Origin of the sequence: Sandaracinus amylolyticus (genome assembly GCF_021631985.1) — a bacterium.
Taxonomy (GTDB): Bacteria; Myxococcota_A; Polyangia; order Polyangiales; family Sandaracinaceae; genus Sandaracinus; species Sandaracinus amylolyticus_A.
The window spans coordinates 1917396-1931491 of record NZ_CP070225.1 but is presented as its reverse complement, the minus strand read 5'-3'; the positions used below and the strand labels follow the sequence as shown (position 1 = coordinate 1931491).

Annotated in this window: 15 protein-coding genes; 8 read left to right on the top strand and 7 right to left on the bottom strand. The window is 71.6% G+C overall.

The window, feature by feature from the left end:
- Positions 1 to 17 precede the first annotated feature (17 nt).
- Together I5071_RS07925 and I5071_RS07920 are read left to right on the top strand one after the other, a co-directional pair.
- Positions 18 to 1163 carry an acyl-CoA dehydrogenase family protein gene (locus I5071_RS07925; protein ID WP_236604799.1) on the top strand — a complete coding sequence of 382 codons (1146 nt, stop codon included), beginning with the start codon at positions 18 to 20 and terminating at the stop codon, positions 1161 to 1163.
- A gap of 54 nt (positions 1164 to 1217) precedes the next feature.
- The gene (locus tag I5071_RS07920; protein WP_236604798.1) at positions 1218 to 2162 is read left to right on the top strand and encodes a bestrophin family protein; all 945 of its coding nucleotides are present in this window, start codon (positions 1218 to 1220) and stop codon (positions 2160 to 2162) included.
- Between the two features lie 56 nt (positions 2163 to 2218).
- On the opposite strand, the gene I5071_RS07915 is transcribed toward I5071_RS07920, so the two are convergent.
- Entirely contained in the window at positions 2219 to 4153 is a 1935-nt protein-coding gene (locus I5071_RS07915) for a hypothetical protein (RefSeq protein ID WP_236604797.1), read from the bottom strand.
- Between the two features lie 94 nt (positions 4154 to 4247).
- Here I5071_RS07915 and I5071_RS07910 point away from each other — a divergent pair, with 94 nt between their 5' ends.
- Both I5071_RS07910 and I5071_RS07905 read left to right on the top strand, forming a co-directional pair.
- Entirely contained in the window at positions 4248 to 4658 is a 411-nt protein-coding gene (locus I5071_RS07910) for a hypothetical protein (protein WP_236604796.1), read from the top strand.
- A gap of 45 nt (positions 4659 to 4703) precedes the next feature.
- Complete coding sequence (locus I5071_RS07905; RefSeq protein ID WP_236604795.1) at positions 4704 to 6005, top strand: serine/threonine-protein kinase; 1302 nt, start codon at positions 4704 to 4706, stop codon at positions 6003 to 6005.
- Positions 6006 to 6073: 68 nt separating this feature from the next.
- Here the strand turns inward: I5071_RS07905 and I5071_RS07900 are convergent, their stop codons facing one another.
- Positions 6074 to 6790 carry a Coq4 family protein gene (locus I5071_RS07900; RefSeq protein WP_236604794.1) on the bottom strand — a complete coding sequence of 239 codons (717 nt, stop codon included), beginning with the start codon at positions 6788 to 6790 and terminating at the stop codon, positions 6074 to 6076.
- Between the two features lie 71 nt (positions 6791 to 6861).
- Between I5071_RS07900 and I5071_RS07895 the strand changes: the two genes are divergently transcribed.
- Entirely contained in the window at positions 6862 to 7479 is a 618-nt protein-coding gene (locus tag I5071_RS07895) for a TetR/AcrR family transcriptional regulator (protein WP_236604793.1), read from the top strand.
- Here the strand turns inward: I5071_RS07895 and I5071_RS07890 are convergent, their stop codons facing one another.
- Positions 7480 to 7890: a hypothetical protein gene (locus I5071_RS07890; RefSeq protein WP_236604792.1), complete on the bottom strand. Its 411-nt coding sequence runs from the start codon at positions 7888 to 7890 to the stop codon at positions 7480 to 7482.
- Between the two features lie 119 nt (positions 7891 to 8009).
- Here I5071_RS07890 and I5071_RS07885 point away from each other — a divergent pair, with 119 nt between their 5' ends.
- Together I5071_RS07885 and I5071_RS07880 are read left to right on the top strand one after the other, a co-directional pair.
- Positions 8010 to 8588: a hypothetical protein gene (locus I5071_RS07885; protein WP_236604791.1), complete on the top strand. Its 579-nt coding sequence runs from the start codon at positions 8010 to 8012 to the stop codon at positions 8586 to 8588.
- Positions 8588 to 9904 (top strand): hypothetical protein, encoded by a 1317-nt coding sequence (locus I5071_RS07880; RefSeq protein ID WP_236604790.1) that lies wholly within the window; start codon positions 8588 to 8590, stop codon positions 9902 to 9904. The genes I5071_RS07885 and I5071_RS07880 overlap by 1 nt, the downstream gene beginning before the upstream one ends.
- An 86-nt stretch (positions 9905 to 9990) precedes the next feature.
- Here the strand turns inward: I5071_RS07880 and I5071_RS07875 are convergent, their stop codons facing one another.
- The 3 genes from I5071_RS07875 to I5071_RS07865 are packed head-to-tail and all read right to left on the bottom strand — an operon-like array spanning position 9991 to position 12128.
- A complete protein-coding gene (locus I5071_RS07875) occupies positions 9991 to 10524 on the bottom strand; it encodes a GNAT family N-acetyltransferase (protein WP_236604789.1) in 534 nt (177 codons plus the stop codon).
- Positions 10503 to 11957, bottom strand: coding sequence for a deoxyribodipyrimidine photolyase (locus tag I5071_RS07870; RefSeq protein WP_236604788.1), 1455 nt, complete (start codon positions 11955 to 11957; stop codon positions 10503 to 10505). The genes I5071_RS07875 and I5071_RS07870 overlap by 22 nt, the downstream gene beginning before the upstream one ends.
- Positions 11958 to 11978: 21 nt before the next feature.
- Complete coding sequence (locus I5071_RS07865; protein ID WP_236604787.1) at positions 11979 to 12128, bottom strand: hypothetical protein; 150 nt, start codon at positions 12126 to 12128, stop codon at positions 11979 to 11981.
- Between the two features lie 113 nt (positions 12129 to 12241).
- On the opposite strand from I5071_RS07865, the gene I5071_RS07860 reads away from it, so the two are divergent.
- Positions 12242 to 13297, top strand: coding sequence for an SDR family NAD(P)-dependent oxidoreductase (locus I5071_RS07860; protein WP_236604786.1), 1056 nt, complete (start codon positions 12242 to 12244; stop codon positions 13295 to 13297).
- Here I5071_RS07860 and I5071_RS07855 read toward each other — a convergent pair.
- Positions 13294 to 14082, bottom strand: a complete 789-nt coding sequence (locus I5071_RS07855) for an SDR family NAD(P)-dependent oxidoreductase (protein ID WP_236604785.1) — start codon at positions 14080 to 14082, stop codon at positions 13294 to 13296. The genes I5071_RS07860 and I5071_RS07855 overlap by 4 nt on opposite strands.
- Between the last annotated feature and the right edge of the window lie 14 nt (positions 14083 to 14096).

The window sequence follows — 14096 nt, the reverse complement described above, 5'->3', positions numbered from 1 at the left end:
AGCCGAGGAGGCGCGTCGTGGATCGCACCCTGTTCTCCGAGGAGCACGAGCTCTTCCGAAAGTCGTTCCGCAAGTTCCTCGAGAAGGAAGTCATCCCGCACCAGGAGCGCTGGCGCGCGAGCGGGATCGTCGATCGCGACGCGTGGCGGAAGGCCGGTGCCGAGGGCTTCCTCTGCCCGTGGATGGAAGAGCAGTACGGCGGTGCCGGCGGCGACTTCCTGCACTCGGTCGTGATCATGGAGGAGATGGCGAAGGTCTACGAGTCGGGCTTCGCCATCCCGCTCCACAGCGACGTGATCGTCCCCTACCTCCACTCGTTCGGGAACGACGCGCAGAAGAAGAAGTGGCTGCCCGGCTGCGCGTCCGGCGAGCTCGTCACCGCGATCGCGATGACCGAGCCCGGCACCGGCTCCGACCTCGCAGCCGTCGCGACCACCGCGAAGCGCGTCGGCGACGAGTACGTGCTGAACGGCAGCAAGACGTTCATCTCGAACGGGATCCTCTGCGACCTGTGCATCGTCGTCGCGAAGACCGAGAACGCGCCCGGTGATCCGCACCGCTCGATGTCGCTCTTCGTCGTCGAGGCGGGACGGCCCGGCTTCGTGAAGGGCAAGAAGCTCGCGAAGATGGGCATGGCCTCGCAGGACACGAGCGAGCTGCACTTCGAGGACTGCCGCATCCCGGTCGAGAACCGTCTCGGCGACGAGGGCGCGGGCTTCCTCATGCTGATGCAGAAGCTGCAGCAGGAGCGCCTCGTGGTCGCGATCGGCGCGCAGGCGTGCGCCGAGCAAGTGCTCGCGGACACGGTGCGCTACACGCAGGAGCGCACGGCGTTCGGCAAGCCGATCAGCAAGTTCCAGAACACGCAGTTCAAGCTCGTCGAGTGCGCGACCGAGTGCGAGGTGGGCCGCGCGTTCCTCGACAAGGTCGTCGGCGAGCACGTGCGCGGGAAGTACCTCGTCAAAGAGTGCTCGATGGCGAAGCTCTGGCAGACCGAGATGAGCCAGCGCGTGATCGACACGTGCCTGCAGTTCTTCGGCGGCTACGGCTACATGCTCGAGTACCCGGTGACGCGCGCCTTCATGGACGCGCGCGTGCAGCGAATCTTCGCGGGCACCAACGAGATCATGAAGATCATCGTCGCGAAACAGATGGGCTTGTAGAGCGTGCGCTCCGCGGGTTCGTGTTACACACGGGCCCGCGGAGGAAGCGCACGGATGCTGGTCCCGTCGAAGGTCTCGTGGTGGCGTCTCGTCTTCGCGTACAAGGGAAGCGAGCTCCCACGGACCAAGTACCGCATCGCCGGCGTGCTCGTCGTCTCGATCTTCGTGACGATCCTCGAGGAGCTGCACGACTGGCATCCGAACCTGAAGCCACTGCCGTTCACGCTGATCGGCGTCGCGCTCGGCATCTTCCTCGGCTTCCGGAACAACGCGAGCTACGACCGCTGGTGGGAGGGCCGCAAGCTCTGGGGCTCGCTCGTCAACACGACGCGCACGTTCACGCGGCAGGTGCTGACCATCGTGGGCACGCAGCCCGAGGGCCCGCGCGTCGACGAGAACGAGCTGCGCGCGTTCCAGCGCGAGATCGTGCTGCGCATCGCTGCGTTCGCGCATGCGCTGCGGCTCGCGCTGCGCGACGAGGACGACCTCGCGCAGCTGGCGCCGTTCCTCCCGGCCGACGAGATCGAGCTGCTGCGCAAGGAGAGCAATCGCCCCTTCGCGATCACGCAGGGCACCGCGGAGCGCATCCGCGCGGCGTGGCAGCGCGGGTGGATCCACACGATGCACCTGCCGGTGCTCGAGCAGTCGATGACCGCGCTCACCGACATCCAGGGCGGCTGCGAGCGCATCAAGGCGACGCCGATCCCGTTCTCGTACACCACGCTGATCCACCGGATCACCGCGGTGTACTGCTACGCGCTGCCGTTCGGACTGGTGGACGAGATCGGGATCTACACGCCCTTCGCGGTCGGCCTCGTGGCGTACGCGTTCTTCGGTCTCGACGTCGTCGGCGACGAGATCGAGATGCCCTTCGGCACCGACCCCAACGACCTCCCGCTGCGCGCCATCTCGCGGATGATCGAGGTCAACCTGAGGCAGCGCATCGGCGATCCCGAGCCCCCGCCCCTCCTCCGCCCCGTCGACGAGCTCCTCGACTGAACGAGGGCGCCTCCGAGGCGCAGGAACCGGAAGGGACACGTCGTCCTGCCTTCCTTCTAGAACACCAGCGATCCGCACTGGCGCGTGACCGTCAGCGACGTGAGGCGGGGCGAGATGATCTCGGTCGCGCTCGAGCGCATCGCCTCGAGCTGGACCTCGACCTCGATCCATCGCAGCGGCTCGATCGACGCGGCCGTGAGCGCATCGCCGATGGACAGCGGAGACGTCGCGGGCGGTGCCTCGCCGACGAGGATCCACATCGCGCTCGCGAGCTCCGCGCGCGTCGCCGCGGTGCGCACGCGGAAGCGCATCAGCGTGCCGGGCGGGGTCGATCCCTCGAAGCGCAGGTCGCGCCACTCGGTCTCGACGTCGGTGCCCTCGGGGCACCCCTCGAAGGGACGGCGGTACCAGCCGCGCGGATCGGTCGCGAGGCGCAGCTGCTGCCCCGTCATGTCGGAGTACGTGTAGCGCTCGATGCCCGCGGGCACGACGTCGGTCGTGACCGTCGCGTCGGCGAGCGTCGCGCCCGGCTCGATCACCGTCGCGTCGTCGGTGCCCTGGTTGATCGACCAGACGTTGCCGTCGAAGTCGATCGCCATGCCCTTGCTCGCGCGGCCGCCCGTGCCCGGCACGACCACGAACATCGTCGGATCGTCGGCGTCGAGGCGCACCACGCCCGCGCCGTAGCCCGCCGCCCACACCCAGCCCGCGCCGTCGGCGGCGATGCCGTGGCAGTCGATGCCGACGTTCACGAAGGTCCAGCGCGCGCCCGCCGCGTCGGGATCGTAGCGGCCGATCGTGCTGGTGCCGTGCATCGCGACCCACACCCGCTGATCGGCGTCCACGGTGATGCCGTAGGGGTTGTGGCCCGCGGGGATCGAGACCTGCTGCTTGATGCACGAGTCGCCGTCGTCGGCGCACGGCGCGACGTCGCAGCTCGCGGTGTTGACGCAGCGGCGGGTGTCGATGCGGCCGAGCACGCGCGCGCTGCGCCCGGCGATCCAGAGGTTGCCCGCGCCGTCGAGCGCGAAGCCGTAGTTGTTCGTGGGCGACGCGGTGCGCACGAGGATCGCGCCGTTCTCGCCGTCGAGCTTCCACGCGAGCCCTTCCCACCCGCCGACCCACACCGCCGTGATGATCTCGCCGTCGGGGCCCAGCGTGTCCTGCGCCGCGAGCGCGCGGAGGATGCCGCCGTCGGGCAGCGAGACGTTCCACAGCACGCAGTCGTCCTGGCCCCACGGCAGAACGTCGGTGGGGCCGGTCGAGGTGCGCACCACCCCGTCGCCGTCGGTGTCGGGACAGTCCGCGCCGAGGACCGAGATCTTCGTGACGCTGCGGCCCGCACGGTTCGCGACGTAGACGTCGCCGAGCGAGTTCACCGAGGTGCGCGAGGGGTCGTCGGCGCCGCCCGCGGGACCGGTGCGATAGCGCGCGACCTCGACGCGGGTGCGCGTGTCGACCTTCGAGACCGTTCCGTCGCCGGTGTTCGCGATCCAGATGAACGCGGTCTCGATGCGGCGGGAGTCGAGGACGATCGCGCCGTCGTCGTCGAGCCCGACGCCTTCGCTCTCGCTGCCGTCGGTGTGGCCCTCGGGATCGAAGGGCGTGCCCGTGCCCGGGCCGAGGTGCTCGCCCTCGCACGAGGGATCGCAGTCGCCGCAGGTCGAGAGCACGCCGTCGTCGATCTCTCCGTCGCAGTCGTCGTCGCGGCCGTTGCACGACTCGGCGACCGGCATCGGCGGGTCCGAGGTGCACGAGCCGACCTGACCTCCGTCGGGCACCCCGGTGCCCTGGCAGAGACCATCGACGCATGCGCTCCCGGTCGGACACTCGGCGCTGGTCACGCACGATGTGCCCGCGCCGTCGATGCGCCCGCTGCAGTCACAGCCGGCGAGCATCGTCGCGGGGACGACGAGCCCCAGGACGAGCGAGAGAACGGGGTCGCGAGTCTCCGACGCGCGGAGCGAGCGCGCCGAACGAGCGGCGTTCATGAGCACCTCGGTGAGCGAGAGAGGACGGCCGAGGCGCTTCGCACGATGCGAGCCACTCTTCCGCGCGCCGTGCGACCCGCGCTACGCTCGCCTCGTGCCCCGGCAGTTCGAGAGCGCGAAGGCCCTCGCACAGGTCCGCCGGATCCTCGACTACGCTGCGGCGGGCGTCGGGGGCATCGCGTGCATCGCGACGTGCAACGGCGACGTCGTCGAGCACGTCGCCCACGCGGACTGGGTCGACGCGGCGGACGTCGCGCGCTGGGGCGCGGTGGTCTGTGCGGGCATCCACGCGGAGCTGACGCAGGAGCGCGATCACGTCTCGCGCGTGCTCGGGCCCGCGACCGCCCACGCAGCACCGCTCGGTCACGGGTACGTCCTCGCGCTCCTCGCGCCGGAGACCGTGCCCGGGGCCGTCGCGCTGCACCGGCTGCGTCGCGCCCGCCCGCTCCTCGAGCGAATGCTGCGCCGGACGAGCAGCCCCGCGCCGCGACGAAATCTCGCGTGACCCGAATCCCCGCGGGCCTCCCACTTGGCCTCCGGAGGGCAGCGGATGTCGCGCTCCGGATCGAACCGAGGCCAGGCGGACGCGCGCGCGAGCGGCGTCAGGTTCGGCGACTACGAGCTGGTCACGCGCATCGCCAACGGGGGCATGGGCGCGGTCTGGGCGGCACGCGCCCCCGGACCACGCGGCCTCGCGCGCTGCGTCGCGATGAAGGTGCCGCATCGGCCCAGCGAGGACGCGGAGGCGATCCTCGACGAGGCGCACATCGCTCGCGCCATCGATCATCCCCACGTGGTGCGCGTGCTCGACGTCGCGACCGATGCGACGGGCAACCGCGCGCTGGTGATGGAGTTCGTCGACGGCGCGTCGCTGCGCGAGCTCTTCGAGGCCGAGACGGTGCCGCCGCGCATCGCGATGCGGGTGGTGCACGACGCGCTGCTCGGGCTCGACGCGGCCCACGAGGCGCGCGACGAGCAGGGGCGCCTCGTCGGGATCGTGCACTGCGACGTCTCGCCCGCGAACGTCCTGGTGCGCACCGACGGGCACGCGCTCCTCACGGACTTCGGCGTGGCGCGCACTGCGGATCGCGCGCCGCGCACGCCGCCGGGACGCGTGAAGGGCAAGGTCGGTTACCTCGCGCCCGAGCAGATCCGGAGCCAGCGGATCGATCGACGCACCGACGTCTACGCGATGGGCGTGGTGCTCTGGGAGATGCTCGCGGGGCGTCGGCTCTTCGAGGGCGGGCTCGCGGCGCTGCTGCGCGAGCCCGAGCGCGAGGCGCCGCCGATCGGCACGATCGCGCCGACCGTGATCGCGCTGCAGGCCACGCTGGCCCGTGCGCTCGCGCGTGATCCCGCGGCGCGCTTCGAGACCGCGAGCGAGCTCGCGCGATCGATCGAGCGCGCGGCCCCGGCGCTCGGTGGGCTCGCGACCCGCGAGGAGGTCGCGCGCCACGTGAAGCGCGTGATGGGCGAGCGCATCGAAGGCGCGCGCGGCGTGATCATCGCGGCGCTCGAGCAGCACGAGGACGCGGTGACGCGCGACGTCGCGCCGATGCGGCGCGAGCGGACCGGCGCGCAGGTGCGGCGTCGAGAGGACGACGCGACGCGCAAGGCGCGCCCTTCCGCCGTGGCGGAGATGGGCGCGAGCGGCGTGCGGCGGCGCATCCGTCTCGAGGAAGCGTCGACCGAGCTCGCGATGGTCGCGGGCGATCCGACGCTCGTCGACTCGCCGGTCGCGCTCGCGCCGATCGTCGCGCGAGCCCGCGCCCGGATCGCGCTCGCGCGGGCCGTCTCGATCACGCGTGACGTCGTGCAGTGGGTGCTCGAGCGGATCGCGCGCTGGCGCTGAGCGCCCTCCCGTCCACGTGCTCGCTCCCGTGCGGGCCGTGCGCGAGCGAGCACTCCAGCTGGCGCTGATCACGCCGCGGCGCGGAGCTCGGTCGCGAGTCGCTCCTCGGGGCCGACGAGCGACTCGATCGCCTCGTCGACCACGGCGACGTCGAGCCCGAGCTCGCGACGCACCTCGACGAGCGGGCGCTCCCAGCGCTCCGCCCAGCGGTACCCGAAGAGCGAGCCCGCGCGCTTGCCGAGCAGCCATCCGCGGGAGATCGCGCGCATGCGCGCGTCGCGATCCTCCATCGCGTAGAGGAGCGTGTTCAGCATGCCGACCGTGAGCAGCATCGCGGCGAGCGGCGCGCGGAACTGCGCGAGATAGAACGCCTGCAGGCCGAGCTCGCCCGCGACGTCGGTCGTGAAGCCGGTCGCGACGTGCCAGACGTCGTGGGTCTCGCGCAGGTGGGCGCGCACGAAGTCGAAGTCGGAGCGCACCGCGTTGACCTCGATGTCCTCGGGGTCGAGCTGGTTCTCGGTCAGGAAGTCCGCGAACGCACGGCCGAGCGAGCCCTCGGGCATCGCCGCGAGCTTCGCGACGTCGATGCGCCCGATGCGCGGCCGATCGCGCAATGCATCGAGGTGCTCGGGGTGGCGCCGGAACTCTTCCTCGACGCGCGCCGCGAGCTCGGCCGACTCCATCGCGTCGGCGATGCGGAACACCTCGTCGAGCCGTCGCGGATCGCGCACCAGTCGCAGCACCGCACGCACGAGCAAGAGCGAGTTGAGCGGCTTCCACGCCATCGTGCTTCCTCCTACCCCGGGTCGAGATAGAATGTGAGCCACAGCTCACGTTCTTCCACTCGCATTCCCGCATGGCACGACGTCCCGACACCACGCCGAGAAAGCGGCCTCTCCAGCGCCGCGCGCAGGACACGGTCGACGCGATCCTCGATGCGACCGCTCACATTCTCGTGCGCGACGGGTACGACGCGCTCTCGACGAACCGCGTCGCGGAGCGCGCGGGCGTGAGCATCGGATCGCTCTACCAGTACTTCCCCAACAAAGAGTCGCTGGTGGGCGAGCTCGTCGATCGCCACTCCGCGTTCCTCTTCCAGATGGTCGTCGACACCTTCGCCGCGATGAGCGACCACGCGCCGCGCACCGTCGCGGGCGCGCTCGTGAGCGCGATGATCGCGAGCAAGCGCGAGCGCCCGAAGCTCGCGAAGGTGCTGCGCGAGCAGATCCCGCGCACCGGACGCCTCGCGCGCTACGAGCAGGAGCTCGATCGCGTCATCGAGATCACGAAGGCGTACCTCGACGCGCACCACGCGCTGCTGCGCGTCGAGGACACGCGCCTCGCGGCGTTCGTCTCGGTGCACATGGTCGACGCGCTCACGCACGCCGTGACGACGCAGCGGCGCGAGACCGACGACGACGAGATGGTGCGCACGATCACCGACGTCGTGACGCGCTACCTGCTGAAGGACTGATCAGCGACGCGTGACGTAGTACGTGCCGTCGACGTGGCCGGTCGGGTCGAAGCCGACGACGAGCGTCGGGCCCGCGGGGAGCTGCGGATCGTTGGGATCGCGGCCCACGTCGTAGACCCAGTCGGTCGGGCGGAAGCCGTGCTCGGAGCAGAGCGCGCGCACGCCGCAGTCCTCGCCGCGTCCGATGCGCTCCTGCACCTCGTGCTGGCGCAGCCCGTCGAGCGCACCGCTGCGCACCACGTTCTCGACGAGCTGGTTGTGATCCTCGAGCTGCGTCGGTGTGGCGATCGGGGCGTCGATCGCGTCGCGCAGGCGCGCGAGCGTGGCGGTGTGATCGGCGGCGGCGCCGCATCCGGCGGAGAGCGCGCCCGCACCGAGCGCGAGCAGCACGAGGTGCTTCGTCGTCATCATGGGCGGCGAGACTATCACGCGCGCTCGGCACGCCGCGGCACACGTACTTCGCATAGAATCCGGGCAATTCGCGCGGCACGAGCGCTGCACTGCGAGACCGTGCTCCGGAGGGGACCCGCATGACTTCGCGCTTCGTTCGCTCGCTCTTCGTCGCTCTCGCGCTCGCCGCGCCCACGCTCCAGGGATGTGCCGCGAGCCACTCCACCGAGTCGCTCGACGTGCAGGCGTCGATCGCGTCGGTGACGCTCGCCGACGACTGTCCCGACGAGGCGGGCGCGCCGCTCGAGCCCGGCCTGATCGCGGGGGACTGCGCCGAGGACGGGCCCTGCGGTTGGTGCACCCAGACCGCGGTGCAGCTCGCGATCAGCGCGAGCGAGGGGGACTCGTCGGTGCCCTTCGAGGTCGTCGCGATCCGCCTGCTGACGATGGACGGTGAGCTCGTCGACGAGCTCGAGCCGCAGCGCGCGCGGGTGTTCGTCGGAGAGACGTTCGGCGCGTGGGACGAGCGCATCGAGCCCGGCGCGCGACTCGACGTCCGCTACGACACGAGCGCGCCCGACTGGAGCGCGATCGGTCAGGGCGAGGCGTGGCGCACCTACGGCGTGCAGCTGCGGCTCGAGATGCGCGTGCGCATCGATGGCGTCGAGCGGACGCTCGAGCTCGCACCGGTGAGCCGGGAGCCCGAGATCGTCACCTGATGCGCGCGTGGCTCGCGATCGCGATGGTGCTCGCCGCGTGTGACGCGCCGGCGGAGCCGATCGCGATCGCGCCCGCGATCGATCCCTCGCTCGAGCCGTGGAGCGATGGGTGGATCGACGCGCACGCGCCGCAGTATCTCGACGATCCGCGCGTGCGGCGCGAGGCGCTCGAGGCCTCGCTCACGAACCGCGAGAACCTCTACTCCGCGACGCGCCTCGCGGCGTACGGGCGCGAGCGCAGCGGGTGGGACGTGCTCCCGGTGTGGAGCCCGCGCGTGCGCCGCATCGACGTCGAGGTCGCGCAGGCGATGTCGCGCGGCGAGACGCCGATCGTCGACGCGCACGTCGCGCCACTCTGGGATGGCGCACGACCGACCACGCACGAGGCGTGGGTCGCGCTCGGCGAGCGCGTGTTCTTCGAGCTACCGCTGCGCACGGAGCCGTTCTGGGATCGTGCGATCCGCGATGCGGAGTACGGCGCGAGCATCGGGATCGAGCGCGCGCCCGACGGCAGCGTGCCCGGGCTGGTGCTCACGCGCGACGTCGAGGGACGAACGGGCGTGGGCATCACGTGCGCGCTCTGCCACAGCGCGCGCGACGCGAGCGGCGCGCTGATCGCCGGGCGAGCGCGGCGATCGCTCGACTACGGTCGCGCGCGCATCGACTTCTACGAAGCGCGCGGCGCGGCGATCGATCCCCGCGCGCGCGAGCGCTGGGAGAGCTGGGGACCGGGGCGCGCCGACGTGCTCGAGGACGTCGCGGACCTGCCGATCGCGATCCCCGATCTCTGGGGGCTGCGGCACCAGCGCTTGCTCACGCAGGCGGGCACGCTGCGCCACGAGACGCCGATCGCGCTCGCGATCCGTCAGGAGACGCAGTACGTGCAGGCGAACCACCACCAGACGCGCCCGCCGCGCGAGCTGATGTGGGCGCTGGTGACGTACCTCGAGTCGCTCGAAGCGCCGGCGGCGCCGGCGTACGTCGGTGCGACACGCGATCGCGAGCGTGGCGCGCTGGTGTTCGCGCGCGAGTGCGGTCGCTGCCACTCGAATGCGGTGGGCAGCGGAGACCTCGTGCCGATCGACGAGATCGGGACCGATGCCGAGCTCGCGACGGGACGTGCGCGAGGCACCGGTGGCTACCGCCCTGCCCCGCTGGTGCGCGTCGCCGATGCGGCGCCGTATCTGCACCACGGCGCGGTGCCGACCCTCGAGTCGCTGCTCGATCCCGCGCGCACCGAGCCGGGGCATCGCTTCGGAATGGCGCTCGAGGACGACGATCGCACGCTGCTCCTCGCGTACCTGCGCTCGCGTTGAGCGCGGCCGCGCGAAGCGGCCCTCGGGAAGCTCGAAGAGAGTCGCGAGATCGGCTCGCCCGCCGGGACGAGCACTCCGGCAAGGGCTCAATCGTCGCGGTGCAGCACCCAGAGATCGTGCTGCATGCCGCCGTGCATCACGCGTCCCTCGATGCGCATCCCGAGCCGCTGCGCGACCGCGATCGAGCGCTCGTTGCTCGGCACGATCGCCGCGACGACGCGCGCGAGACGCAGGCGATCGAACGCGTGACGCACGATGAGCCGCGCCGAGCGCACCGCGTAGCCATACCCCCAGCACCCGCGCCGGAGGTGCCAACCGATCTCGAGATCGCCGCGCGCGAAGGGCGCTGGTTGGAGCACGACGTCGCCCACGACGCGCGCGCTCGGCTCCGCGATCGACTGGTCGACGATCGCCCAGAAGCCGATGCCCTGACCGCGCCGTGCGCGCGATGCGATCACGCGCTCGAGGCGTGCGCGGCTCGCTTCACGATCGCGATCGTGACCCCACCAGATCACCTCCGGATCGCCCCAGATCGCATGGAACGCGTCGTGGTCCTCGAGCGAGAAACCGCGCAGCTGCAGGGTCCCCTCGGGCTCGGTCAGCTCCACTTCGCCAGCCATTGCTTCATCCGCAGCTTCCGCTTCGCGCTCTCGCTCGTCATGTAGCGCACGCTGCCGTAGATGGGCCTCTGGGGCGCCCACGGCCGATCATACGCGCCGAACACCCATCCGACGTTGAGCCAGGAGGCGGGGTCGCGCCCGTCGATCGAGTAGCGATCGTTCAGCTCGATCAGCAGGTCGAACGCCTCGCGCGGGTGCGCCGTCCACGCGAGCACGCGCTTGCCCCAGAGCATGCGCAGGTAGTTCTGGATGCGGCCCTCGGCGAGGAGCTGGCGCTGCGCGGCGTTCCACACCGGGTCGTCGGTCTCGGCGCGCACGAGGCGCGCGCGGTCGTAGAGCGCGGGGCGCGGGTCGTGCGCGTGCTTCTCGAGCGTCTCGCGCGCCCACGCGGGCAGTCCCTCCCAGCGCATGAAGTCGTCGGTGTGATGACAGCGAACGGCACCGAGCTCGCGCCACGTGACGAGCTCGTCGAGGAACGCGTCGCCCGCGTCGCTCACGTTCCACCAGCCCTCGCGCGTGCCCGTGGGCTTCTTCGCGATCTTCGCGGGCGTCCAGCGCTCGCGCGCGCCGAGCGCGCCGAGCACCTCGTGCGACGAGACGTGCCCGAAGTGCAGCCACGACGAGAGTCGGCTCGATGCGTCGTCGTCGGGGTGGCTGCGATCGGGATAACGATCGATCCCGTCCTCGAGGAACGCGGCGAGGCGCGCGTGCGCGGCGGTGCTGCCGCCGCGATCGTCGATCGCGCCGATCGTGTGATCGATCGGTAGGTGCGCGATCAGCGCCGCGGGATCGCCCAGGCCGACCGCCGGCCATCGCTCGGTGATCTCGCGCGGCAGGGCGCGCAGCCGAGGGAGCGCGACGCGCGCGAGCGGATCGTCCTGCGGCCACGCGGCGAGGTGCAGCGGAAGCTCCTTCTGCAGGAACCGGCGGAACGCGTGCGCGACCGGGAACGCGCGCGGTGTCGCGCGCAGCGGCATCAGCCCGTGGTGATCGACGCGCTCCACGCGGATCGGCACGCGCTCCGCGGCGGCGCGCACCATCCCGCGCAGCCACGGGATCGGCGAGTCGTCGGCGACGATCAGCGACGCATGCGCGGCGAGCGCCTCGATCAGCCCGCGTCCTTCCCCGCGCCTTCGCTCGACCCACGGGTGGTAGAGCACGGCCTTCTTCGCGAAGGCGCGCGCGTTGTCGGCCATGCCCTCGACGACGAAGCGATGGAAGCGCTCGGACGCGAACGGGTAGTCGCAGCGCAGCGGCTCGAGGATCACGAGCGGGCGATCGAGCTCCTTCGCCCACGCGATCGCGCGCTCGAGCGGGAACGAGGATCGCGTGCGCCGGTTCGCGAGCATCCAGTAGAGGACGAACGCGCCGTCGCGGCGCTCGGGGCGCGCGTTCGCCTCCGCCACGCGGATCGCGGGCGTGCCATCGACCATCTCTCGAGACCTCCGCGACGCTCAGCGACGAGGCTTTCGCACGAGCGATCCCGCTGCGACGTCGGGCTTCGTGCTCGGCGGTGCGGCGCGACGACCGAGCACCAGCCGCTGCACGAGGAACCCGATCGCGGCGAGCTCGATCAGCAGCACCAGCGCGGTCTGCCAGTCCATCCGATCAACGTTAGGGCACGCATGTGGCGGAGGAAAGCCCCGGGGCCGTCGCGTCCGTGCGTGCCAGCACGCCTCACCACCGCATGGCATCTCCGCTGCAGCGTGAGCGCCGCATGCGGACGCGCTCTTCTTCTCGACGCCGGGTCGCGCTCACCCTCGCGGCTGCGGCCGGCATCGGCGGCCTCGTGCTCGCCACGCGCGCTGCGCGACGACATGCGGCGCGCGCGTCGCTGCACGGTCGCGTCGTCGTGATCGTCGGAGGCACGCGCGGGCTCGGGCTCGCGATGGCGCGTCGCTTCGTCGCGCTCGGATGCCCGGTGGCGATCTGTGGTCGCGACGAAGAGACCGCCGAGCGCGCGCGCCTCGATCTGATCGAGCGCGGAGGCACGGTGGTCGCGGCATCGTGCGACGCGACGGATGAGGCCGAGGTGGCGCGTTTCCTCGATCTGGTGCTCGCGAACCTCGGGCGCGTCGACGTCTTGATCACGTGCGCCGCGACGATCGGCGTGGGCCCGATCGAGTCGATGACGACCCGCGACTTCCAGGAGGCGATGGAGTCGATCTTCTGGTCGTCGGTGAACCCGACGCTCGCGGTACTGCCGATCATGCGCGGGCACGGCGGCGGACGGATCGCGCACGTGACGTCGATCGGCGGCCGCATCCCGATCCCGCACCTGCTCGCCTACAGCGCCGCGAAGTTCGCGGAGGTCGGCTTCAGCGAGGGGCTGCACGCCGAGGTCGCGAAGGACGGGATCGCGGTGACGACGATCGTGCCCGGCCTCATGAGGACCGGCTCGTACGTGCGCGCGCACTACCACGGCGACGTGGTGAAGGAGCAGGCGTGGTTCGGCAGCGCGTCGATCGCGCCCGCGATCTCGATGGACGCGGATCGCGCGGCGTCGCAGATGGTCGACGCGATCGCGGCGAAGCGCGGGCGTGTGATCGTGGGCATGCCCGCGCGGGCCGCGATCGCGGCGTACGAGCTCTTCCCCGGCACCACGAGCCGCGCCCTCGCGGTGACCGAGCGCGCGCTGCCCGCGGCGCCCGCCGATCCCACGGTCGAGCACCGCGTCGTGTTCGAAGAGAGCGAGGAGGAGCGCACCTCGGTGCGCGCGGTCCAGCAGGCGGGACGCGTCTACCAGGAGCGCTATCAGCACATGTCGCGTTAGCGCGTGTAGCGTGCGGCGGGCGTCGCGAGCGACAGGTTCGGTCGCATCGCGACGCGCGCGCGCTCGTAGGTGTCCCACTGCGCGACGTCGGGAAGCGCGGGGATCGTGACGAGCTCGCCCTGATCGAACGCCGCGAGCGCGGTGTCGACCATGTCCTCGGCGGACATCACGATCTGCTTCGGCAGGAGCTCGACCGGCCGGCCCGCGCGCGCCCACAGATCGGTCGCGGTCGCGCCGGGGAGCACGACCTGCACGCGAACGCCGTGCGGCGCGAGCTCGTGGTGCAGCGACTGGCTGAACGCGAGGACGAACGCCTTGCTCCCGCCGTACACGCCGTTGAGCACCTCGGGCGCGATCGCGGTGATCGACGAGATGTTCACGATCGCGCCGCGGCGCGCGACGAGCCCGGGCGCGGCGGCGTGGGTGAGGCGCACCAGCGCGCCGATGTTGAGCGAGACGATCTCCGCCATCGCGCGCGAATCCGCGTCGACGATCGGCGACACCGCGGCGACGCCGGCGTTGTTGACGAGCATCGTGAGCGTCGTGCTCTCGCGCACCTCGGCCTCGACCCGCGCGAGGTCGCGCTCGTCGGTGAGGTCGGCGGCGATGGTCCGCACGGCCCGGCCGGTCTCGGCGACGATCTTCGCGGCGAGCTCGTCGAGGAGCTCACGACGGCGCGCGACGAGGACCAGGTCGTAGCCGCGCCGCGCCAGGCGATCCGCGTAGATCGCCCCGATTCCCGTCGATGCACCCGTGATCAGCGCCGTTCCCTTGGTGTCCTGCATGGCTCTCTCCTCGT

Coding starts and splice junctions, on each gene's coding strand:
- I5071_RS07870 (WP_236604788.1), bottom strand. CDS start 11,957: ATGGTCGATGGCACGCCCGCGATCCGCGTGGCGGAGGCGAACGCGCGC.
- I5071_RS07860 (WP_236604786.1), top strand. CDS start 12,242: ATGCGGACGCGCTCTTCTTCTCGACGCCGGGTCGCGCTCACCCTCGCG.
- I5071_RS07900 (WP_236604794.1), bottom strand. CDS start 6,790: ATGGCGTGGAAGCCGCTCAACTCGCTCTTGCTCGTGCGTGCGGTGCTG.
- I5071_RS07875 (WP_236604789.1), bottom strand. CDS start 10,524: ATGGCTGGCGAAGTGGAGCTGACCGAGCCCGAGGGGACCCTGCAGCTG.
- I5071_RS07905 (WP_236604795.1), top strand. CDS start 4,704: ATGTCGCGCTCCGGATCGAACCGAGGCCAGGCGGACGCGCGCGCGAGC.
- I5071_RS07880 (WP_236604790.1), top strand. CDS start 8,588: ATGCGCGCGTGGCTCGCGATCGCGATGGTGCTCGCCGCGTGTGACGCG.
- I5071_RS07920 (WP_236604798.1), top strand. CDS start 1,218: ATGCTGGTCCCGTCGAAGGTCTCGTGGTGGCGTCTCGTCTTCGCGTAC.
- I5071_RS07890 (WP_236604792.1), bottom strand. CDS start 7,890: ATGATGACGACGAAGCACCTCGTGCTGCTCGCGCTCGGTGCGGGCGCG.
- I5071_RS07915 (WP_236604797.1), bottom strand. CDS start 4,153: ATGAACGCCGCTCGTTCGGCGCGCTCGCTCCGCGCGTCGGAGACTCGC.
- I5071_RS07895 (WP_236604793.1), top strand. CDS start 6,862: ATGGCACGACGTCCCGACACCACGCCGAGAAAGCGGCCTCTCCAGCGC.
- I5071_RS07855 (WP_236604785.1), bottom strand. CDS start 14,082: ATGCAGGACACCAAGGGAACGGCGCTGATCACGGGTGCATCGACGGGA.
- I5071_RS07885 (WP_236604791.1), top strand. CDS start 8,010: ATGACTTCGCGCTTCGTTCGCTCGCTCTTCGTCGCTCTCGCGCTCGCC.
- I5071_RS07865 (WP_236604787.1), bottom strand. CDS start 12,128: ATGGACTGGCAGACCGCGCTGGTGCTGCTGATCGAGCTCGCCGCGATC.